Annotated in this window: 18 protein-coding genes; 7 read left to right on the top strand and 11 right to left on the bottom strand. The window is 66.0% G+C overall.

What is annotated here, in order from left to right:
• Nucleotides 1-188: 188 nt before the first annotated feature.
• The 7 genes from B4920_RS23340 to B4920_RS23310 all read right to left on the bottom strand — a co-directional run bounded on the left by B4920_RS23340 (nucleotide 189) and on the right by B4920_RS23310 (nucleotide 9,452).
• Complete coding sequence (locus B4920_RS23340; protein ID WP_079437088.1) at nucleotides 189-2,333, bottom strand: TonB-dependent siderophore receptor; 2,145 nt, start codon at nucleotides 2,331-2,333, stop codon at nucleotides 189-191.
• 113 nt (nucleotides 2,334-2,446) lie between these two features.
• The gene (locus B4920_RS23335) at nucleotides 2,447-3,202 is read right to left on the bottom strand and encodes a sulfite exporter TauE/SafE family protein (protein ID WP_079437087.1); all 756 of its coding nucleotides are present in this window, start codon (nucleotides 3,200-3,202) and stop codon (nucleotides 2,447-2,449) included.
• A 149-nt stretch (nucleotides 3,203-3,351) separates the two neighbouring features.
• A complete protein-coding gene (locus B4920_RS23330) occupies nucleotides 3,352-4,650 on the bottom strand; it encodes a dicarboxylate/amino acid:cation symporter (protein WP_079437086.1) in 1,299 nt (432 codons plus the stop codon).
• Between the two features lie 34 nt (nucleotides 4,651-4,684).
• Nucleotides 4,685-6,106 carry an aspartate ammonia-lyase gene (gene aspA / locus B4920_RS23325; RefSeq protein ID WP_079437085.1) on the bottom strand — a complete coding sequence of 474 codons (1,422 nt, stop codon included), beginning with the start codon at nucleotides 6,104-6,106 and terminating at the stop codon, nucleotides 4,685-4,687.
• Nucleotides 6,107-6,326: 220 nt separating this feature from the next.
• Entirely contained in the window at nucleotides 6,327-6,806 is a 480-nt protein-coding gene (locus B4920_RS23320) for a c-type cytochrome (protein WP_173862694.1), read from the bottom strand.
• Nucleotides 6,807-6,838: 32 nt separating this feature from the next.
• Nucleotides 6,839-7,627 (bottom strand): ABC transporter substrate-binding protein, encoded by a 789-nt coding sequence (locus B4920_RS23315; protein ID WP_079437084.1) that lies wholly within the window; start codon nucleotides 7,625-7,627, stop codon nucleotides 6,839-6,841.
• A gap of 61 nt (nucleotides 7,628-7,688) precedes the next feature.
• Entirely contained in the window at nucleotides 7,689-9,452 is a 1,764-nt protein-coding gene (locus B4920_RS23310; RefSeq protein ID WP_079437083.1) for a PQQ-dependent dehydrogenase, methanol/ethanol family, read from the bottom strand.
• Nucleotides 9,453-9,860: 408 nt separating this feature from the next.
• Between B4920_RS23310 and B4920_RS23305 the strand changes: the two genes are divergently transcribed.
• Nucleotides 9,861-10,886: a type I glyceraldehyde-3-phosphate dehydrogenase gene (locus tag B4920_RS23305; RefSeq protein ID WP_079437082.1), complete on the top strand. Its 1,026-nt coding sequence runs from the start codon at nucleotides 9,861-9,863 to the stop codon at nucleotides 10,884-10,886.
• 16 nt (nucleotides 10,887-10,902) lie between these two features.
• Here the strand turns inward: B4920_RS23305 and B4920_RS23300 are convergent, their stop codons facing one another.
• The 3 genes from B4920_RS23300 to B4920_RS23290 are packed head-to-tail and all read right to left on the bottom strand — an operon-like array spanning nucleotide 10,903 to nucleotide 14,607.
• A complete protein-coding gene (locus B4920_RS23300; protein WP_079437081.1) occupies nucleotides 10,903-12,156 on the bottom strand; it encodes an alkaline phosphatase family protein in 1,254 nt (417 codons plus the stop codon).
• 52 nt (nucleotides 12,157-12,208) lie between these two features.
• A complete protein-coding gene (locus B4920_RS23295; RefSeq protein WP_079437080.1) occupies nucleotides 12,209-13,447 on the bottom strand; it encodes an MFS transporter in 1,239 nt (412 codons plus the stop codon).
• The gene (locus tag B4920_RS23290; protein ID WP_079437079.1) at nucleotides 13,444-14,607 is read right to left on the bottom strand and encodes a Do family serine endopeptidase; all 1,164 of its coding nucleotides are present in this window, start codon (nucleotides 14,605-14,607) and stop codon (nucleotides 13,444-13,446) included. The genes B4920_RS23295 and B4920_RS23290 overlap by 4 nt, the downstream gene beginning before the upstream one ends.
• Nucleotides 14,608-14,674: 67 nt before the next feature.
• On the opposite strand from B4920_RS23290, the gene B4920_RS23285 reads away from it, so the two are divergent.
• Entirely contained in the window at nucleotides 14,675-15,421 is a 747-nt protein-coding gene (locus B4920_RS23285; protein ID WP_079437078.1) for a Nif3-like dinuclear metal center hexameric protein, read from the top strand.
• On the opposite strand, the gene B4920_RS23280 is transcribed toward B4920_RS23285, so the two are convergent.
• A complete protein-coding gene (locus tag B4920_RS23280) occupies nucleotides 15,422-17,188 on the bottom strand; it encodes a FimV family protein (RefSeq protein WP_079437077.1) in 1,767 nt (588 codons plus the stop codon).
• A 220-nt stretch (nucleotides 17,189-17,408) separates the two neighbouring features.
• On the opposite strand from B4920_RS23280, the gene B4920_RS23275 reads away from it, so the two are divergent.
• The 5 genes from B4920_RS23275 (at nucleotide 17,409) to B4920_RS23255 (ending at nucleotide 21,912) form a co-directional block, all read left to right on the top strand.
• The gene (locus B4920_RS23275) at nucleotides 17,409-17,966 is read left to right on the top strand and encodes a DUF2889 domain-containing protein (RefSeq protein ID WP_079437076.1); all 558 of its coding nucleotides are present in this window, start codon (nucleotides 17,409-17,411) and stop codon (nucleotides 17,964-17,966) included.
• Between the two features lie 285 nt (nucleotides 17,967-18,251).
• Nucleotides 18,252-19,412 carry an ADP-forming succinate--CoA ligase subunit beta gene (sucC, locus tag B4920_RS23270; protein WP_079437075.1) on the top strand — a complete coding sequence of 387 codons (1,161 nt, stop codon included), beginning with the start codon at nucleotides 18,252-18,254 and terminating at the stop codon, nucleotides 19,410-19,412.
• Between the two features lie 11 nt (nucleotides 19,413-19,423).
• Nucleotides 19,424-20,317 (top strand): succinate--CoA ligase subunit alpha, encoded by an 894-nt coding sequence (gene sucD, locus B4920_RS23265; protein ID WP_079437074.1) that lies wholly within the window; start codon nucleotides 19,424-19,426, stop codon nucleotides 20,315-20,317.
• 93 nt (nucleotides 20,318-20,410) lie between these two features.
• Nucleotides 20,411-21,109: a TerC family protein gene (locus B4920_RS23260; RefSeq protein WP_079437073.1), complete on the top strand. Its 699-nt coding sequence runs from the start codon at nucleotides 20,411-20,413 to the stop codon at nucleotides 21,107-21,109.
• Nucleotides 21,110-21,132: 23 nt separating this feature from the next.
• Entirely contained in the window at nucleotides 21,133-21,912 is a 780-nt protein-coding gene (locus tag B4920_RS23255; protein WP_079437072.1) for a PP2C family serine/threonine-protein phosphatase, read from the top strand.
• The last annotated feature ends 13 nt before the right edge of the window (nucleotides 21,913-21,925 follow it).

The raw sequence follows: 21,925 nt of genomic DNA, 5'->3' as shown, positions 1-21,925 counted from the left end.
TGAAGATTACCCAGGACGTGCGCGACTTCGCGGCGAAGCAGGGCATCGGCGAGGATGAGGCCCTCAGCAAGGGCATGGAAACCAAGGCCGTCGAGTTCGTGAAGAGTGGCGCGGAGATTTACCGGAAGGTGTGAGTCGCTTGCGTTATCTGCCCCGGCTGCCGTTGTCGCGGTAGGTGGGGCGGATGCTCAGTAGCGGGCGCGAAGCGTGATGACGAAGTTGCGGGGATCGCCGTAGAAGTTGTAAGTGTTGGTGCCCCCCAGGCGGGTGTAATAGTGGCTGTCGAAAAGATTGTTGATGTCCAGCGTGGCCGACCAGGTCTTGTCGATGTCGTAGCCGAGTTGCACCCGGTAGACCGTGTAGGCGTTTTGAGTGCGGGCGGCGATCGTGGGGCTGGGCGCGCCGCTGGCACTGGTTCCCTGACCTTGCATGCCAAGCCCAAGGCTGAATCCCCTGAGTGGGCTGTTATCCGCAAACCGGTAGCGGGTCCAGAGTTTGAGCAACTCCTTGGGGTACCAGAAGCTGATGGGCTGGCCGGTGCTCGTCCCATTGTGCACCCAGCGGGTGTCCATCCAGGTGTATCCCGCGGAGACATCCCAGCGCGGCGTGATCTGCCCCGCCATTTCGATTTCCCGCCCCTTGCTCTCCAGCTGGCCCGCGGCTGTGTAATAGCCGGGATTGTCGGAGTCGGCCAGCGCCCGGTTGGTGTCCCGGATGTTGAACACCGATGCCGTCACGCTCAGCCGGTCATTGAGCAGACTGGTTTTGGCGCCCACTTCATATTGTCGTCCTACGCGTGGGTCCAGCACGCTGTTGTCCACGCGCGTCTGGGTCTGGGGAACGAAAATGTCCGCATAGCTCGCATATAAAGTGAGCGCTCGGCTGACGTCCCAGGTGAAGCCTGCGTAAGGCGTGAATTGACCTTCTGCGTTGGCGCCGCGGGACCAATCCGTTGGCGCTGGATTGGGGGCCGTGGTGCGGGATTTGCTGGTGTAGTCCGAAAAACGTCCGCCGAGGATCAGGCGGAGCGGGTCTGCGAGATTAAGGCTGAGGCGCCCGTAAACACCGCTTTGGGTCGTTACGTTGTGACTGCCGGTTCGATAGCTTACGGCGGGCTCCGCAACCAGGGGGGGATCGGCGAGGAGCACATTCGTTACGGTCAGCCCCGAACTACCCGGCGAATTCGGATTGGCGCCTCGTCCGCGGCTGTCGAAACTGCTGAAGTTGGCGCCCACGAGCACGCTATGTTCCCGTCCCAGGAGCATGAACGGACCGCCGGCAAAGGTATCCACGGCCTCATGCACGTAGTCGTACATGAACTCCCTGCGCGCATAGCTGGCGATCCGCCCGCTGGCTGGGTCAACCCCGGCTGTTGCATAGCCGTCCTTGAAGAATTGACTCTGATCCCGGCGCATCAGCCTGAGCGACGCCGTCCAGCGGTTGGCGAAGCGATGGGTGAGATCGAGCCCGATATCGGTCGTATCCCATTCAATGCGATTCCAGTCCGGGTAAGGATTGAAGCTGCGTGGAACCGACAGCTGTCGGCCATCCGTGTAAGTGGGTAATCCTGAAAAGCCGGTCGAATCGTTGGTGAGATTGGCGACAAAAAGGTTGAGGGTTGTTGCTCGGGAAAAGTCGTAGTCCAGCGTGAGGTAGCCCATCCACTTCTTGTCATGGATGCGGTTGAAGACGAAGTCCCGGTCTATGCCTGACAACACGCCCCGGGCACGCAGGCTGCGATCCGCGTTGAGCGCACCGCTCACGTCCGCCTCCAGCCGCCGATTGGTCCAGGATCCATAGGATGCGAGGGCCGATGCCGTGAGGTCTGCAGTGGGGCGTTTGCGCACAAAGTTCACCGTCCCGGAGAACGAGCCTGAACCTTGCAGCAGACCGGACGGACCGCGCATGACCTCGATGCGTTCATATAGTCCGAGATCGAACTGTTGGTACCCGGAAAGAGGCAAGGTGGAGGGCAGGCCGTCGTGCTGGACCTCGAGCGCGCCACCCCGGGAATGGAACTGTCCCTGGGTGATGTCGTTGGCGACCGCCTGGACGCCGGTGATCTGGGAAAGCGCATCCCAGGGGGTGACCATGTTCTGGTCGTCCATCTGCTGACGGGTCAGCACCGAGACCGAGTTTGGAATCTCCCGGATGGATTGAGGCAGTTTCCCTGCAACGGTTGTGGTTTCCGCCCGATACGATTCCGCGCGGCTGGCTTCCACCAAAACCTCAGGCAGCGCCTTGGCAGTGGCTGGAACAGAATCGGGTGAGGCCGCAGCGACACCCGCCTGGAGCGCACCCATGAGGAGCGCAAGATTGAGGGGCTTGGGCATGAGCAGTTTCCGCAAGTTCTTAGAGTCGTGGCAAGGGCCGCGATTCTAAAAACTTGCGGAATGCATGGATTGCGACTGATTGCCGCATCCTTTGTGCTGACTGCCGGCTTGCCCTAGATAATCTCCCAGCCCAGCTTGCCGATCAGCACCGTTACCACCGCCAGGAAGGCCTTGCGCACGAAGCCGCTGCCGTGGCGAACGGCCAGCCGAGTGCCGACCTGGGCGCCGGCCAGGTTGCACACCGCCATCGTCAGCCCGATGCCCCACAGCAGCGGGCCGTGGCTGGCGAAGAAGGCGATGGCGGACAGGTTGGTGGCGACGTTGACCAGCTTGGCGCTGGCCGAGGCGCGCAGGAAGTCCATGCCGAACAGGCGTACGAAGCCGAAGATCAGGAAGCTGCCGGTGCCGGGGCCGAAGAAGCCGTCGTAGAAGCCGATCGCGGCGCCGAAGGCGGCGGCGCGCCAGCGGTCGGACGGGCGCAGTTCGCGGGTCGGCACGTGGCCGAGTTCCTTGCGGCGGAAGGTGTAGATGGCCACCGCCAGCATCAGCACCATCACCAATGGGCGCATCGCCTCGCGGGGCAGCCAGGCCACCACCGCGGCGCCGAGCCAGGCGCCGGCCAGTGCGGCGAGGGCCGCCGGCAGCACGACGAACCACGGAATCCGCACCGTCCGCGCGTACTGCCACAGGGACGCACCGGTGCCGGCGATGCTCGACAGCTTGTTGGTGCCGAACAGGGGCGGGATGGGCACCTGCGGAAAGTGGCCGAGCAGGACCGGGATCTGGATCAGGCCGCCGCCGCCGACCACGGCATCGACCGCTCCGGCGAAGAAGGCCACGCTGCCGAGCAGCAGGAGTTCGAGGGACATGGGGGAAGGGCTGTTTTGCCGGGGCGGAGAGCTACGGCTGGAATTTACCGTTGGGGCGAATTCATTCGCCCGTCGAGGTGAATCGACTTACCGAGGGCGAATGAATTCGCCCCAACAGCCATAAGGCTGTGTGGGGCGATGAGTGGCGATCAGACCGTGGCGGGAACGCCGTCGTCGACCGGCAGGGCTTCGTCTTCGTCGTCGAAGGCCTCATCGACCGGGACGATGGCGTTTTCCCACTTGGCGACGACGCTGGTGGCGATGGCGTTGCCGAGCACGTTGGTGACGGTGCGGCCCATGTCGAGGAAGTGGTCGATGCCCAGCACCAGCAGCAGCCCGGCTTCCGGCAGGTTGAACATCGGCAGCACGGCGGCAACGACGACCAGCGAGGCACGCGGCACGCCGGCGATGCCCTTGGAGGACACCATCAGTACCAGCAGCATGGTGATCTGCGTGGTCAGGCTCATCTCGATGCCGTAGGCCTGGGCGACGAACAGCGCGGCGAAGGTGGTGTAGATCATCGAGCCGTCGAGGTTGAAGGAGTAGCCCAGCGGCAGCACGAAGCTGGTGACGCGGTTCTTGATGCCGAACTTCTCGAGCTGTTCCATCAGCTTCGGATAGACCGATTCGCTGGAGGCGGTCGAGAAGCCGACCAGCATCGGGCCGCGGATCAGCTTGAGCAGGCGGAAGATCTCCTTGCCGAGCACGAAGTAGCCGGCGGCGATCAGCACCAGCCACAGGGCGGCCAGCGCGGCGTAGAAGCTGAGCAGCAGCTTGCCGAAGACGAGCAGCATGCCCAGGCCGTTGGTGGTGATGGCACCGGCGACGGCGCCGAACACGCCGACCGGGGCGAAGCGCATCACGTAGTCGGTGACCTTGAGCATCACATGGACGACTTCTTCCATGGTGCATACCAGGCTGCGCGCGGTCTGGCTGTGCAGGTGGCCGAGGGCGGTGCCGAAGAAGACGGCGAAAACCAGGATCTGCAGGATTTCATTGGCCGCCATCGCCTCGAAGATGTTCTTCGGGAAGACGTGGGTGATGAAGTCCTTCAGGTTCAGCGCGCTGGTCTTCAGGTTGGTGGCGGCGCCGGCTTCCGGCAGCGGCACGTTGAGGCCGGTGCCGGGCTGCAGGACGTTGGCGAAGACCAGGCCGAGCAGCAGCGAACAGAACGAGGCGCCGACGAACCAGCCGAGGGCCTTGAGGCCGATGCGGCCGACGGTCTTGGTGTCGCCCATGCCGGCCAGGCCGGCGACCAGGGTCGCGAAGACCAGCGGCGCGATGATCATCTTGATCAGGCGCAGGAAGACGTCGGTCAGGATGCCGAAGTAAGAAGCGATTTCCTTGGCCTGGGCGGGGGTGGCGGCCAGCGTGTTACAGGCGTAGCCGACAATGATGCCGAGCACCAGGGCGATCCCGATCAGGGTCGTCAGCCGGTTCATTTTCATGATGTTCTCCTTGGTTCCAGAAATGGAGGGCGGCTCAGGCGGCCCGGGTCGGGATCATTTGCGGCTTGGTCAGTATTTCCGGGCGCAGCACGTCGGCCAGCTGCTCGGCGTTCATCAGCTGGCGCGCGAGCACGATCTCGGCGACGCCCTTGCCGGTGGCGTGGGCCTCGGCGGCCACGTCGGTGGCGTTGGCGTAGCCGATGTAGGGGTTCAGCGCGGTGACGATGCCGATGGAGCGTTCGACGCTGGCGCGCAGGGTGTCCCGGTTGGCGGTGATGCCGTCCACGCACAGGTCGGCCAGCGTGGTGCAGCCGCGGGACAGGTGCAGCACGCTCTTGAACAGGCTGTGGGCGATGATCGGCTCGAAGGCGTTGAGCTGCAGCTGGCCGGCTTCGGCGGCGAAGGTGACGGTCATGTCGTTGCCGATGACCTCGAAGGCGATCTGGTTCACCACTTCCGGGATCACCGGGTTGACCTTGCCTGGCATGATCGAGGAGCCGGCCTGGCGGGCTGGCAGGTTGATCTCGCAGAAGCCGGCGCGCGGGCCGGAGGACAGCAGGCGCAGGTCGTTGCAGACCTTGGACAGCTTGGCGGCGACGCGCTTGAGCACGCCGGACAGCTGGATGAAGGCGCCGCAGTCCTGGGTGGCTTCGATGAGGTTCGGGGCGGTGACCACCGGGATGCCGCTGACTTCGACCAGGCGGCGGCACACCAGGCCGGCGTAGTCCGGGTGGGCATTGATGCCGGTGCCGATGGCGGTGGCGCCGAGGTTGATCTCGCGGATCAGCAGCGCGGCTTCCTTCAGGCGCTCCTCGTCCTCGCCGAGCATGGTTGCGTAGGTGGAGAACTCCTGGCCGAGGGTCATCGGCACGGCGTCCTGCAACTGGGTGCGGCCCATCTTGAGTACGTCGGCGAATTCGGTGGCCTTGCGCTCGAAGGCGAAGCGCAGGTGGGCCATGGCGTCCACCAGGCGGAAGATGCCGACGTAGGTGGCCAGCTTGAGGGCGGTCGGATACACGTCATTGGTGGACTGGCTCATGTTGACGTGTTCGTTGGGGTGCAGGAACAGGTACTCCCCGCGCCGATGGCCCATGATCTCCAGCGCGCGGTTGGCGATCACCTCGTTGGCGTTCATGTTGGTGGAGGTGCCGGCGCCGCCCTGGATGACGTCCACCACGAAGTGGTCGTGGAACTGGCCGGCGATCACTTCGCGGCAGGCCTTGACGATGGCCTCGGTGCGCTCGCTGTCGAGCAGGCCCAGTTCCTGGTTGGCCTGGGCGGCGGCGAGCTTGATCTGGGCGAGGGAGCGCACAAGATCGGGATAGGCGGCGATGGAGATGCCGCTGATGTTGAAGTTCTCCAGGGCCCGCAGGGTGTGCACGCCGTAGTAGGCGGCGGTGGGAACCTGGCGGTCGCCGAGCAGGTCGTGCTCCGTGCGGTAGATCGGGGTGGTCATACGTGTCTCCAGTGCTTTTTGAATGTGATTTGGCGGGCCGTGGAGAGGCCGTCGTGCCCATTCATTTGCAGGAGCTGTGCCACCGCCCGGACCGCAGTCCGGGTTTTTATCGGTCTGTTTTTAAAGGGTTTTGTTTTCTCCGCTGGCGGGCGCGTTCGGATTTCCGGAAAAGGGGCGGGAAAAGCATCCGGAAATCCGAACGATGCTGTGGGAGAGGGACTCAGTACCAGTTCGAATCGTCTTCGTCGCCCGCCTTGCGGGCTGCGGCCTTCACGCGTACGGCTTCCTCGCGCAGGAAGGTGACGATCTGCCAGATTTCCTCCTCGCCGAGGGCCATGCCGAAGGAGCCCATCTGGGTGTTGGGGCGGCCCTTGGAGATGGTGTCGAACATGAACTTGTCGGAGTTGGGGCCGCCGGGGGCCCAGGCGCCGCGCACGAGCTGCGGGCACTTGCCGCCGTGGCCGCGGGTGTTGTGGCACTGCTGGCAGTTGCGGCCGAACAGCTCCTCGCCCTTGCGGGCGGCCCCGGCATTGCCGGCGAGGGGATTGGCCGACGCGGCGGCGGGCGCGCCGCCTGCGGGCGTCACGCCAAAGGCGTGGGCCAGGCCGCTGAGCCCGAGGGTGAGGCACAGGCCGATGGCGGAGGCCCGCTGCCGGACGGCACGGGCGGTGATAGACGTGGGGGATGTGGGGTGTGTCATGGTTCTCTGGTGTGGGGATCGTTGGAGTTTGATCACGGCGCCAGGCCGTGGGCCCTCAGGATGGCGGCGAGGCGGCCGTCGCTGCGCAGGCTGTCCACCGCGGCATTGACGTCGGCCAGCAGGGCCGGGTCGCCGCGGCGCAGCGCGAAGACGAAGCGGGTGCGGCCGGCCTCGGGCAGCGCCAGGCCGTCGACCGCCTGCGCCTGGCCCCGCCGCCGGGCCTCGGCGAGGGCCGGCTGCCACAGCGCGGCGGCGTCCACGCTGCCGTCGGCAAGGGCGGCCAGCAGCGCGCCGTTGTCGCCGTAGGGCAAGCGGTGCAGGTTCTGCTGGAACAAGTACAGATCGGCCGGCGTGGCGGTGACCACCCCGATCCGGCCGAGCCGGCGGGCGTCGTCGAGGCTGCGGACTGGCGTGCGGGCTCCGACCAGTACATAGCCGGTTTCCAGGTAGGGCGTGCTGGCGGCCAGGCGTTTCTCGGCCAGGTCCTCGTTGGGCCCGCCGCTTTCCGGAATGCCGGCAAACAGCGCGCAGGCGCCGCCGGCGAGGTTCTGCGCGAGGGCCTTGCCGAGCCCGCCGCGGTTCGGGATGCTTACCCATGTCAGGCGGACTTCCCGGCCGAGCTGCCCGGCGACGGCGCGGGCCAGTTCGGCGTCGATGCCGCCGTCCGGCAGGCTGCTGGCCGAGAACGGGGGGGTGGCTTCGGCGAGGCAGACGGTCAGCGGGCCGCCGCCTGGTTCTGCCGGGGGCGGCGCGCTGCCGGCCGGCTGGCCGTGGGTGAGCAGGGCCAGCAAGGTGCCGCAAAGGCGTGTGCGCGGTGTCATGGATCGCTCCGCGGGCGCGGCCCAGGCTTCGGCCGCGCCCGCCGCAAGGGCTGGGACGGGGTTAGCGGTATTGCGGCGAGAGGGCGAAGACCATCATGCCGCCGCCGCGGTTCTGGTGCTTGAACAGCTCGCCGTACACCAGCGGCCACAGGCTGCCGCCGCCAGGGCCGTAGACGATGGCCACGTACTGCTGGCCGTTTACGTTGAAGGTGGTCGGGTTGCCGTGGATGCCGGTGCCGACGTTGAAGCGCCACAGGGTTTCGCCGGTGTCGTCGCGCATCGCCGAGAAGTAGCCTTCGGCGTCGCCGGAGAAGACCAGCCCGCCGGCGGTGGCGAGCAGGCCGCTGGTGGCCGGCGTGCTCTGCGGGCGGCTCCAGGCCAGCTTGCCGGTGGTGGCGTCGAAGGCCTTCACGCCGCCGGTGTAGGGGTTGGCCTTGAGGACCTTGGACGACAGGAACCACTCGCCCTGCCGCCATTCCATCTTCTTGGCCTGGATGTCCATCGAGCTGTCGATGAAGGGCACGTAGAGCAGCTTGGTGAGCGGGCTGTAGGCGGCCGGGTGCCATTCCTTGCCGCCGTCGAGGATGGGGGCGACGTCGGTGGCGACCTTGTCGTAGCCGGGCACCTTGTCCGGATTGACGATCGGGCGACAGTTGCCCTGGAAGCCAGTAACCCAGTTCACGCGGGCGATGGGCACCACCCAGTTGCACTTGCCGCTGTCCCGGTTGATGGAATAGACGTGGCCGTTGCGGTCGGCGTGCAGCCACACCTTGCGGCCTTGGTCGTCGTCCACCAGGATGGTTTCGTTGTTGCCGTCGTAGTCCCAGGAGTCGTTGGGGGTGTACTGGAAGTGGTGCTTGATCTTGCCGGTGGCGGCATCGAGGGCCAGCGTGGCGTTGCTGTACAGGTTGTCACCGGCGCGCACGCGGGGGTCGAAGTCCGGCGAGGGGTTGCCGACGCCCCAGAAGATGGTCTTGGTCTTGGGGTCGTAGTTGCCGGTCAGCCAGGCGGAGGCGCCGCCGGTCTTCCAGGAGTCGTTGGCCCAGGTCTTGGCTACCGGGTCGCTGGCGCTGGTCGGCCGGGTGGTGGTCTGCCAGGCGATCTTGCCGGTGTCCGGGTCGAGGGCGGTGATCTTGCCGACGTTGCCGCCCACGTCGGAGCCGGAGTTGCCGACCACGATCAGGCCGTTGGCGACCAGCGGCATCGAGGTGTAGATCTCGCCGGTGCGGTAGTCGCCGAGGGGCACGTCCCACACGACGCGGCCGGTGGTGTTGTCGAGGGCGACCACGTGGCTGTCGAGGGTCGCCATGTAGACCATGTTCTTGAACACCGCGACGCCGCGGTTGACGGCCTCGCAGCACAGGCGCGGGCCGATGTCGCCGGGTAGCGGATGCTCGTACTTCCACAGCATGCGGCCGCTCTCGCCATCGAGGGAGAAGACCTTGTTCTGGCTGGCGGTCACGTAGATGCGGCCGTTGACGACGGTGGTCTGGCTGTCCTGGGCGTCGTTCACGCCGAAGGACAGGTTCCACTTGGGCACCAGCCGCAGTACGTTGTCACGGGTGATCTGGCGCAGCTGGCTGAAGCGCGTGGCCTGGTAGTCCTTGCCGTAGTGCAGCCAGTTGTTGGCGTCCTTGTCGGCATTGATCAGCATGTCCTCGGACACGTAGTTGGGGCGCCATTTGAAGCCGGCTTCCAGGACGTCGACGCCGAGGGGCGGCTCCGGATCGGCAGGGGCCGCGTCGGCGGCCAGGGCGCCGGTGGCGAACAGGGTCGCCAGCGAGGCGGCCAGCAGCGGCCGGGAAATGCGTTGGGTTTTTCTCATCGTTTTGTCTCCCGCTTTGAGCGTGGTGTGGTGAGGCTTGTCGTCGGGCGCGCCGAAACTGCGTCGCGACGGCCCGCGACCTCCACCAGCCAGCTTTGTGCCAGGCGGTGAAATCTTTTCTTAACAAGGGCTTGCGTTCAGGGGGCGGTCGGCGGACGAGACATCCTTCTCAAATCGGGCAGTCCAGCCGAGACAGGCGAGACAGCTGTCTCAAGCCCGCAGTGCTTCCCTGCGCGGGGCGGTGGAAGGGGCAGGAGCGGACGCGGACGGCCCGGAGGGTGTAGTCTCGCCCCTGTCGGGCGGGCATCGGTCGCTCCTGTCCGTCATGCGTCGCGTCAAGCGCGATGTGTCGAGGCCGGTCGGAATGACCGGGATGCGGGCCGGATGCGGTGTGTGACGAGTGGATCGATGTCTTTGCGGATTGCAATAAACGGGTACGGGCGGATCGGACGGTGTTTCCTGCGGGCCTTGCTGGCGTCGCCGATGCGGGAGGGTTTTTCGGTGGTGGCGATCAACGAGCCGGCCGATCTGGACAGCATGGCCTACCTGACCCGCTTCGACTCCACCCACGGTTGCTTCCCGGGCACCGTCGAGGTGGGTGACGGCTGCCTGCGCATCGACGGCAAGGACATCCCGGTCTTCCACGCGGACACGCCGGAAGGCGTGGACTGGGGCAGGATCGGCGTGGATGTGCTGGTGGAAGCCTCCGGGCGCTACAGCTACCGGCCGGAACTGCAGCGCTTCCTGGATGCGGGTTGCCGGCGCCTGCTGCTGTCCCATCCGGGGCATAGCGCCGGGGACGTGGACCAGACCATCGTCTTCGGCATGAACCATGAGTTGCTGAGCGGCGCGGAGCGCATCGTGTCGGCGGCGTCCTGCACCACCAATGCCATCGTGCCGGTGCTGTCCATCCTCGACGAGGCCTATGGGCTGGACCACGCGATGCTGACCACGCTGCATTCGGTGATGAACGACCAGCCGCTGATCGACGGCTATCACCACACCGACCTGCACCGCACCCGCTCGGCGATGCAGTCGATGATCCCGGTGTCCACCGGCCTGGCCCGTGGTGTGCAGCGCTTGCTGCCGCACCTGGCCGGGCGCATCGAGTCGAAGGCGATCCGCGTGCCGGTGGTGAACGTGTCGGCCATCGACTTGCTGGTGACGCTGAAGCGCGGCACCGACGCGGCCGACGTGAAGGCCCGCCTGCGGGCGGCGGTGGAAGGCCAGGGCTCCGGCCGCATGGCCTACACCGACGAGCCGCACGCCTCCATCGACTTCAACCACAGCCCCCACTCGGCCATCGTCGACGGCGGCCAGACCCGCATGAGCGGCGACCGCCTGCTCAACCTGCTGGTGTGGTTCGACAACGAATGGGGCTTCGCCAACCGGATGGTGGACGTGGCCGCCTTCTGGGGCTCGCGGATGGCTTGAGCGCGCCGCCGGGGCTTCACTCGCGGACCGGCGGAATCTCCTTCAGGGCCGGGCCGCGGCCGAACACGTCGAGGATGGGGCGCAGGTTGGCCAGCTCGCGGGTGCAGGTGGCGGCGTCGTCCGGGCAAGTCAGCGCGAAATCCCGGCGAAAACCGGCCAGTTGCCCCTGGTCGTGCAGGACGGTGGCCAGCACGTTGAGGGCGTCGATGCGCTCGGCGTAGTCGCCGGGCCTGACGCCGGCTCCATAGAACAGCGTGGCGATGCGGTCGCGGCCAAAGTGGTAGGCGTCGCCCTGGCTGGTGTCCGTCGAGCCGTCCTCGTCGAAGGTGACGATCAGCAGGCTGTTGTGCTGGGTCGCCCACGCGGCGTAGGGGCCGATATTCGTTTTCAGCCAGTTGTCCATCTCGCCGAGGGAGGCGCTGTGGGCGTCGTGCTGCTCGTTGGGGATCACCAGCGCCACGTTGGGTAGCTGCGCGAAATCCAGTGGCCGGCCTTCGGCGTCCTCGGCGAAGCCGCGCCAGTGGCGCCCCTGCGGGTCGGTGCTGGCATGGAAGGCGAGGTTCACGTCGGGCGGCAGCAGGAAGCGGCGGCGCCCGGCGGGAAGGCTGTCCGTCGTCGCGGCGCTGGGCAGGGCGATCCAGTTGATGGCCGGGTTGTGCTTGCGGCGGTAGAGATCCAGTTTGGGATCGGCATCGCCTTCCGCATCCCATGTCGGGTGGGGCAGACTCTCGGAGAAGCTCAGGAAGCTCCGCCCGCCGGCACGCAGGCTGGCGCCCAGGTTGGCCGTGGCGAAGGGGCGGCGGGCTGCCGGGATCAGCCGGTTGCCGATGCCGCTGGGCTGTTCGGCGCCGGGGCTGAGCAGGCGGTCGCCGTTGGGCGCGAGTTCGGCCTTGCCCTGGTAGGGTGAGGACGGATCGGCGAACCAGGCGGGCAGCACGCCCTGATTGCTGGCGGCAAACAAGTACAGGTAGTTGGGCTGGCTGGGGCGTGCCGATAGCGGGCGCTCGAGGCCGGCGGGGATGCGCCGGTAGGGCGTTTCGGCGGCCCAGGCGTTGGTGAAGCGGGCGCCATGGCGGGGATCGCGGGCCAGACCGTTGAGGAAGGGCAGGGCCGGGTTGTCCCACACGCGCCGTTCGCCGCCGGCGTAGGCGGAGCGGTTCTCTAGCACCACGACGACGATGTGGTCGTAGGGTCGGGGCTTGGCCGGCGGGGCGGCGAACAGCGGCGTGGCGGCGAGCAGGCTGGCGGCGGCGAGGTGGCGGAGGTGCATGGCGGATTGGCGGCGGGGGCGTGTTTGGGGGTTATGGGCGGGCAATCTCGCCCTACGGGGTGCCGTGCAGGGACTCCGTTCGCCCCAGTTGCGGGAACAGGCGTGTCCATAACGCCACGACGAGCAGCGTGGCGGCACCGCCGATCAGCACCGACGGCACCGCGCCGAACCACGCGGCGGTGAGGCCGGATTCGAATTCGCCGAGCTGGTTGGAGGCACCGACGAAGATGGAGTTGACCGCGCTGACCCGGCCGCGCATGTCGTCCGGCGTCTGCAGCTGGACCAGGGACTGGCGGATCACCATGCTGACCATGTCGGTGGCGCCGCCGATGGCCAGGAAGAACACCGACAGCCACAGGTTGGAGGACAGGCCGAAGGCGATGATCGATAGCCCGTAAGCGGCCACCGAGCCGTACAGAATGCGGCCGACCGAGTGACGCAGGGGATTGCGCGCCAGCCACAGGGCCATCGCCAGCGCGCCGATGGCCGGCCCGGAGCGGAGCAGGCCGAGGCCCCAGGAGCCGGTGTGCAGCACTTCGTGGGCGATGATCGGCAGCAGTGCGGTGGCGCCGCCGAACAGCACGGCGAAGAGGTCCAGCGACATGGCGCCGAAGACGATGCCCTGGCCGCGGATGAAGCGGATGCCGGCGACGAAGCGTTGCCAGGCGGAGCCGGACAGCACACGCTCCACGTGCACGTCGGGCAGGCGCAGCAGGAAGATGGATGACAGGGCCAGCAGCAGCGCAGTGAGGGCGTACACCACCGAGGCGCCGAGCAGATACAGAAAGCCGCCCAGGGCCGGCGCGACGATGGTTGCCGCCTGCATCGCCGAGGCGCTCAGCGCCAGTGCCCGGGGCAGCGCGGCGGGCGGGACGAGGGCCGGCAGCAGGGATGCGCTGGCGGGCATCTGGAAGGTCTGGGCGGCGCCGAGGATCAGTACGGTGCCGAAGATCAGCTCGCGGCTGACGAAACCGGTGGCGCTGGCGACGGCCAGCACGGCGAGGCCGGCGGTCTGCACCAGTTGGGCGGCGACGGTCAGACTGCGCCGGTCGAGGCGGTCCGCCAGGTCGCCGGCGATGGCGGTGAGCAGGATGCGCGGCAGGAACTGGATCAGGCCGACCAGGCCCAGATCCAGCGCGCTGCCGGTGAGCTGGTAGACCTGCCAGCCGACGGCCACGTCCTTGATCTGGCTACCGCCGCCGAACAGGATGCGGGCCAGCCAGAAGAGGACGAAGGGGCGATGCCGGCGCAGGAAATCCGGCGCGTGGGGGTCGCGGGCCGCTTCGCTCATTCGCCGCGGGACAGCGCCGGGCGGCGGCCGATCTCCACCTTGAGGTCGAGCTTGTCCTTGCCGCGGCGCAGCTCGAAACCGGCCTTGCGTCCGGGCGACAGCGCGGCGATGGCTTCCAGCATGGCCTGCGGGTCGTTGACCTTGCGTCCTTCGACGGCCAGCAGCACGTCGCCCGGCTTGACGCCGGCCCGGTCGGCAGGGCTGCCGCGCATCACCCCGGAGATCAAGGTGCCGTCGTTGGAGGGCATGCCGAAGGAGTCCGCCAGGTCGGGGGTGATGGACTGGACTTCGACGCCGATCCAGCCGCGGGTGACCGATCCGCTCTGGATGATCTGCTCCATCACGTTGCGGGCCAGGGACACCGGAATCGCGAAGCCGATGCCGAGGGAGCCGCCGGAGCGGGAGTAGATCGCCGCGTTGATGCCGACCAGGTTGCCGGCCGCGTCGATCAGCGCGCCGCCGGAGTTGCCCGGGTTGATCGCCGCGTCGGTCTGGATGAAGTCCTCGAAGGTGTTGATGCCCAGGTGAGAACGGCCGAGGGCCGAGACGATGCCCATCGTGACGGTCTGGCCGACGCCGAAGGGGTTGCCGATGGCCAGCACCACGTCGCCGACATGGAGTTGCTCGGTGTGGCCGAAGGTGATCGGGTGCAGCTTGCCATCGGCCTTGATCTGCAGCACCGCCAGGTCGGATTCCGGGTCGCGGCCGACGATGCGGGCCGGCAGCTTGCGACCGTCGTTGAGGGCCACCTCGATTTCGTCGGCGGCCTCGATCACGTGGTTATTGGTGAGGATGTAACCTTCCGGCGAGACAATGACGCCGGAGCCGAGGCCCGAGGTGCGCTGCTGGGGCTTGTTGTTGAGGCGGTCGCCAAAGAAGTGGCGGAACAGCGGATCATCGCTGAACGGATTGTTCTGGGCCCGTACCTCCTTGCTGGTGAATACGTGCACCACGGCAGGCAGCGCGGCCTTGGCGGCGTCGGCATAGGATGCCGGCCCCTTGCCCGATGGCAGCGAGACGGGGGAAACCGTTTCCTGGATGGTCACGGAGGGAAGCACGGCGCGTTCGCCGATCCATTCGGGTTTCAGCGTGCTGACCACGAACAGGATCGCCACCGAGACGGTGACGGCTTGGGCAAAGATCATCCACAGGCGATGCATCGTAAAATCTGCGACCGGAGGCGCCCGCGGGCGTCCAGAAATTCTGAAGGGTTAAGGGGAGGCGGCCATGGACAGAGCCGAATTGCAGCGTTATCTCGACACTCTGCTGAATGTCGGTGGATTCAAGGATTATTGCCCAAACGGGTTGCAGGTGGAAGGACGGGCTGAGGTGAGACGCGTGGTGTGCGGCGTGACGGCCAGCCAGGCGCTCCTCGACGCGGCTGTGACAAAGGGGGCCGATGCAGTGCTGGTGCACCATGGCTACTTCTGGCGCGGCGAGGATGGACGCATTACCGGCATGCGCAAGCGCCGCCTGGCAACGCTGCTCAACAATGACATCAGCCTGTTCGCCTACCACCTGCCGCTGGACGCCCATGCGGAGCTGGGCAACAACGCGCAACTGGGCAAGCTGATGGGCTGGCTGGCGGATGGGCGCTTCGGCGAACAGGATCTGGGCTGGACCGGCAACCTGTCCCATGCGGCCAGCTTGACGGCGCTGGCCCGCCAGGCCGCCGCGCGGCTGGGGCGCGAGCCGCTGGTACTGGGGGATCCGGAGCGGACGATCCGGCGGGTGGCCTGGTGTACCGGTGGTGCGCAGGGCTATTTCGAGCAGGCCATCGCCACCGGCGTGGACTGCTTCATCTCCGGTGAAGCCTCGGAGCAGACGACCCATCTGGCGCGGGAGTCCGGGGTGGCCTACCTGGGAGTGGGCCACCACGCCAGCGAACGCTATGGCGCGCAGGCCCTGGGCCGGCACCTGGTCGAGACTTTCGGTATCGACGCCGAGTTCGTCGAGGTGGACAACCCGGTCTGATCAGGCCGCGGCCTTGCTGCCCGGGCGCGGCGGCTCCAGATCCGCAAGGGTGAGCTCCACATTGGGCCGGTAGGTGCCCAGGGTGTCGTCGAGCACGGCCAGCAGCAGCAGGAGCTCCTCGACCACGCTGAGGGGAAAGCCCTGCCGGGTGCCGTTGCGGTTGTCGCGCAGCAACTGGTGGATATAGACCTGGGCTTCCTGGGTGCCCCACCGCTCCTGCAACTGGTGCATGACGTGCTCCATCTGCTCGACCGAGTCGGGGGCGGCCCGGGAGGCCTTGAAGTCGGCCCAGGTGATCGTCTTGACGTTGAAGGTCTTGTTGAGCTGGCGGGTGAGGGCTTCGAACTCGGCCCGCATGCCGGCCACGTGATAGACGTCGAGCAGCTTGAGCCACGGCTTGACGGCCTGCCGCGGGTTGCTGCGGATGTAGTCGGCAAGGGTTTCGGCGGCGCCCTGGGTGCGGCCGAAGGACATCATGATTTCAGCCAGTTCGAGGGCGGAGTCCTGTTCGTCTACGGTTTCGTCGAAGGGAATCGGGTGGGCTGGCGCGAAGGTGGGCTCAGCCCAGTCGGCGGAGTCGTCAGGGATGGGCGGCGGCGCATAAGACTGCGGCGGGGGCGGGGCCAGCGGCGTTGCGGGCACGACTGGCGGCGGCGCGGCTGCTGCGGCAGCGCTGGAATCCACGACCGGCTCGTCGGGGAACACGGACTCGTGCGGCCGAGCCGCCTCGAACTCGGTCAACGGGGCGGCGTCGGAGCGTCGTTTGCGCATCCACAGCAGGGCCAGGCCGCCGGCGGCCACCGCGGTGATGCCGCCGAGCACGGCGAGCCAGTCCGGTGCGGCGCCCTTCGGGCTGCTTTCCTCCGGTGCTGCGGCTGGCGGGGTGGGGTGGGGCGGGGCTGCCGCAATGGTGGGGGCTGCCGGCGCCTGCTCCGGGAGCGGGGCCGGGCGCTGTACATCGGCTTCCTGCCGGTCCAGTTCGGCAATGCGCTGGCGTAGCGCCGCCTGGTATTCCTCGAGGCGCCTGATCTTCTCGTCGAGCTCGAGCTGGGCTGAAATGCTTTCGTCGTAGGTGGAGAGCGTCGACTTGCCGGTCGGGGTTGCCTGAGCACTCTCGGCCGCGGCCGGCGGGTGGGGAAGCCGGTAGTCGAGACGGAGCGCCGGGTTCTTGTCCTTGCTGATGACCAGCCGATCGCCCCGCCGCTTCTTGTCTGCACCCTTCCTGCCCGTCTTGTTGCCCACGCCAGCCTTCGGTGGGACTACGCGCTCTTCACGTTCGCCGACCGCTGTTGCTGCGGTGCGGAAAGGCTTGCGAGCCCGTGTGCCGCCGGTACGTGGCGAGGGTGCTACGTCGGCCGTGGGCGGGCTGATTTCCGGCGTGGCGTTCCGCGCCATCGGCGGCTGCAGCAGGATCGGGTAGTCGCGGTAGAGTTCGGTACCGCAGGCGACGCGCAGGCCGAGCATGGCCGCCGGATGGTTGATGGGCTCGCGGGTCGTGATGCGCAGCCGGTCGCCACTGATCGAGATGCGGGCGTTGCGGATCCACGGCAGATCGTCACCGTTTGCCGCTGCCGGCGGAGCGATCCGGAAACAGGATGGATCGAATGTTTCCCCGGTCGCCGCCGTTAGCCTGATTTCTGCGCGCAAGGGTTCCCCCAGCGCGGAATGGACGACGATATCGCTCAACCCGGCCGCCATCACGGCAGGTTCGAACAACAGGGCAAGCGTCGCGACGAGTATGGAAAGGGGCTTTTGCGCGCTGTTCATCAATGGGGTCGGGAGCGACGGGATCGCGGTTGCTTTGTTGTGCGTTGCGGCATCCATCGATGCGCCGCAGTCGATACAATATTCTAGTGAAGTTTGTCATTCGGCGCGGCGCCTTGTTTTCCGCGAAGTGCCGGCAAACGTTACGTATCGTGACATGGTCGACGGTTTGCTGGCCGGTCCATTTGTGCTTTGTTTCCCGTTATTGTGTTTTTTGATGTCCATGCCGCTTTCCGAACCTGTTGTACGGCGTAGCCGCGCCCATACCCGTCGCATCGAAGTCCAGGGCTATTTGAGGGAGGATGGCCTGTTCGATCTGGATGCCCGCCTGACCGACGAGAAGGCGGCGGACTATCCGCTGGCGTCCGGTATCCGCAAGGTGGGCGATCCGGTGCATGACCTGTTCATCCGCGTCACCATCGACAGCGCCTTCGTGGTCGTCGATGTGGAGGCCTGTTCCGAGTGGGTGCCCTATCCCGGTGGCTGCGACACCATCGCGCCGGTTTATCGGGCCCTGATCGGTCTGAATCTGGTTCGCGGTTTCCGCAAGGCCGTCAGCGAGATGTTCAGCGACGTGCGCGGATGCTCCCATCTCACCGAACTGCTGGCGTCCCTGCCGACGGCGGCGATCCAGACCCTGGCCACCTTCCGGCGTGACACGGGGGAGGGCGAGGATGGTGGCAAGCCCTTCCAGCTCGACCGCTGTCATGCCCTCGAAACCACCTCGTCGACGGTGATGCGCTACTACCCGCGCTGGTACCGCAAACCCGATCCAGCATAGCGAGAGGCCGCTGCCGGTGTGCAGTGCAGCGTGAAAGCGGTTGTGTCCGATGTTTCGTATATAATCGGTCGATCCAAATACCGACATGTCAATAAGCAGGTCGGCGGCGGATTGTTTTTCGAACACTCCGGCCGCATACGCCGGGTGGGCGAAAAGCGGGGCGGTACATACGTTGGACGAGGGAGAACGGCGTGTGTGTCGCGGGGTGCGTGCTGGCCCCGAACAGTCCCATCAACCAAGCGTGAGCGGCCTTTATAAGGCCAAGACTTCGATCGAAGGGCAACCATGAAAATTCACGAATATCAGGGCAAGGAAATCCTGAGAAAATTTGGCGTCACGACGCCGCGCGGCGTGCCGTGCTTCTCAGTCGATGAAGCAGTCAAGGCAGCGGAAACGCTGGGTGGCAAGGTCTGGGTCGTCAAGGCCCAGATTCACGCCGGTGGTCGCGGCAAGGGCGGTGGCGTGAAAGTCGCCAAGTCCCTGGACGAACTCAAGCAGTATGCCGGCCAGATCCTTGGCATGCAGCTCGTTACCCACCAGACCGGCCCTGAAGGCCAGAAGGTGCGTCGCCTGCTGATCGAGGAAGGCGCCGACATCAAGAAGGAATACTACGTTGCCGCGCTGACCGACCGCGCCACGCAGAAGGTTGCCATGATGGCTTCCAGCGAAGGCGGTATGGACATCGAGGAAGTTGCTCACAGCACCCCCGAGAAGATCCTCAAGGTCTTCGTCGATCCGGCCACCGGCCTGACCGACGAACAGGCCCTGTACCTCTCGAATGGTATCGGCGTTCCCGAAGGCTCCACCGCTCAGGCTGTGGACACCCTCAAGAAGCTGTACACCACCTACATGGAAACCGATGCTTCCCTGGCGGAAATCAACCCGCTGATCCTGGAAGGCAATGGCACCATCAAGGCTCTGGACGCCAAGTTCAACTTCGACTCCAACGCCCTCTACCGTCATCCCGAGATCGTCGAGTATCGCGATCTGGATGAAGAAGATGCGGACGAAATCGAAGCCTCCAAGTTCGATCTGGCCTATATCTCCCTGGACGGCAACATCGGCTGTCTGGTGAACGGCGCGGGTCTGGCGATGGCCACCATGGACACCATCAAGCTGTTCGGTGCCGAGCCGGCCAACTTCCTCGACGTGGGCGGCGGTGCCACCACCGAGAAGGTGACCGAAGCCTTCAAGATCATGCTCAAGAACCCCAAGGTGAAGGGCATTCTCGTCAACATCTTCGGCGGCATCATGCGCTGCGACACCATCGCTACCGGCGTGGTCACCGCGGCCAAGGAAGTGCACCTGTCCGTCCCGCTGGTCGTCCGCATGAAGGGCACCAACGAAGAGATCGGCAAGCAGATCCTGCGCGATTCGGGCCTCCCGATCATCGCGGCCGACACCATGGCCGAAGCGGCCCAGAAGATCGTCGACGCGGTCAAGTGAGGAGTTAGCGAATGTCCATCCTGATCAACAAAGACACCAAGGTCATCACCCAGGGTATCACCGGCAAGACCGGTCAGTTCCACACCGAGAAGTGCCAGGAGTACGCGAACGGCAAGGAATGCTTCGTTGCCGGCGTGAACCCCAAGAAGGCTGGCGAGAAGATCTTCGACATCCCCATCTACGCGTCCGTCAAGGAAGCGGCCGCCGAAACCGGCGCCACCGTGTCCGTGATCTACGTGCCGCCCGCTGGCGCTGCTGCGGCGATCTGGGAAGCCGTTGAAGCCGACCTCGACCTGGCGATCTGCATCACCGAAGGCATCCCCGTTCGCGACATGCTGGAAGTGCGCAACAAGATGAAGGCCAAGGTTGCTGCCGGTGGCAAGGAAACCCTGCTGCTGGGCCCCAACTGCCCGGGTCTCATCACCCCCGATGAAATCAAGATCGGCATCATGCCGGGTCACATCCACCGCAAGGGTCGCATCGGCGTGGTTTCCCGCTCCGGCACCCTGACCTACGAAGCTGTCGCCCAGCTGACCGAAATCGGTCTGGGCCAGTCTTCCGCCGTCGGCATCGGTGGTGACCCGATCAACGGTCTGAAGCACATCGACGTGATGCGCATGTTCAATGACGATCCGGATACCGACGCCGTCATCATGATCGGCGAAATCGGTGGTCCCGATGAAGCCGAAGCCGCCCAGTGGTGCAAGGCCAACATGAAGAAGCCGATCGTCGGCTTCATCGCCGGTGTGACCGCCCCCGCGGGCAAGCGCATGGGCCATGCTGGTGCGCTGATCTCCGGCGGCGCCGACACTGCTGACGCCAAGCTCGCCATCATGGAAGAGTGTGGTTTCACCGTGACGCGTAATCCGTCCGAAATGGCCAAGCTGCTGAAGGCCATGCTGTAATCGGGCCATCAAGCCTGATGAGGACCGCGCCTGTGGCTGACGCCCGGGCGCGGTTTTGTTTTTTGTACGCTATTTTCATCAGTTGAGTCTTACATGTCCGAGTTTCTGGTGCCGACGTTCTGGATTGGCTTGCTGCAGATCGTGGCTATCGACTTGGTGTTGTCCGGTGACAACGCGGTGGTGATCGCCCTGGCGTGCCGTCGCCTGCAGCCGGAGCAGCGGCGGATCGGCATTTTCTGGGGGGTGGCAGGGGCGGTCGGGCTGCGTGTGGTGTTGACTGCTTTCGCGGCAAGTCTGCTCGGCCTGGCCTGGCTGAAACTGGTCGGCGGGCTGGTGCTGCTGTGGATCGGTACCAAGTTGCTGTTGCCGGAGGACGATGGTGCCCACGAGATCGATGCGGCGACATCGGTGGCCGGTGCGGTCAAGACGATCATCGTTGCCGACTTCGTGATGAGCGTCGACAACGTCATCGGCGTAGCGGGGGCTGCAGGTGACAGTCTCGTGCTGCTCGGACTCGGGCTGGCCGTGAGCATCCCGATCATCGTCTGGTCCAGCCAGCTCATCATGAAGTGCATGGAGCGTTTCCCGTTGATCGTCACGCTCGGGGCAGCGCTGCTGGGCTGGGTGGCGGGTGGCATGGTCGTCGACGATCCCCTCTGGCGCTCCGTCGTGATCGATCATCCCGCGTGGTTGAGGCCAGCGGCGGGGCTGGCGGGGGTTCTGGTCGTGCTGGGGACGGCCCGTTTGCTGCAGCGGCGCGCAGAGGGTGCGGCGGAGCGGCAGATTCTTTGAGGCGCGTCTCCTAGACTTCGGGCATGGATCAACAACAACCGATGTATTGGCGCATGGCCATGGTTTCCCACGTGGGGCGTGTTCGCGTCCGCAATGAGGATTATGTCTGTTGTGCCGAGGAGATGGGCCTGGCCGTGCTGACCGATGGGATGGGCGGCCACGCGGGGGGGGCCGTAGCGTCCCGCCTCGCTGCGGAGGCCTGGATGGCCCACATGCAGCTCGTCGTTGCCCAGCGCACGGTTGACGCGGGTGAGTTGAGGGCGGCGGTTGCGGCAGCCAATCAATCCGTTTTCGACGAAGCGCAGCGGGACCCGTTTCTGCAGCACATGGGAACGACATTGGCCGGGGTCTGTGTTTGTCCTTCGTCAGGCCGCCTGCTGGCCTGTCATGTGGGCGATTCCCGCATCTACCGGTGGCGGAGCGATGTCCTCGATTGCCTGACCCGTGATCACAGCGTATTGCGGGAGCAATCCGACGCGGGCATGATTGATCCCTTGGGCTCCGGTTCAGCCGCGTTGCGTGGTTTGTTGACCCGGGCTGTTGGTGTGGCGGTCTGTGTCGAAGCGGATGTGGCTGATTTTCCGCTGCAGGATGGTGACATTTATCTCCTCTGTTCAGACGGGCTCACCGATATGCTTCCCGATGCCGAGATCGCCGATGTATTGGGCGCGCTCGGTGGGGCTCCCCGGCTGGCGGCCGAACATCTCGTCGATATGGCGAATGACCGGGGGGGCGTGGATAATGTTTCGGTTGTCATTGTGTCGTCGCGCCGGGCTGGACGGCTCGGCACTGAACTTGATTGAGGCAGGTTGTAGA

It is taken from the genome of Zoogloea sp. LCSB751 (genome assembly GCF_002028455.1).
Classification (GTDB): Bacteria; Pseudomonadota; Gammaproteobacteria; order Burkholderiales; family Rhodocyclaceae; genus Zoogloea.
The sequence above is the reverse complement of the archived record's forward strand: the minus strand, read 5'-3'. Positions and strand labels throughout refer to the sequence as shown.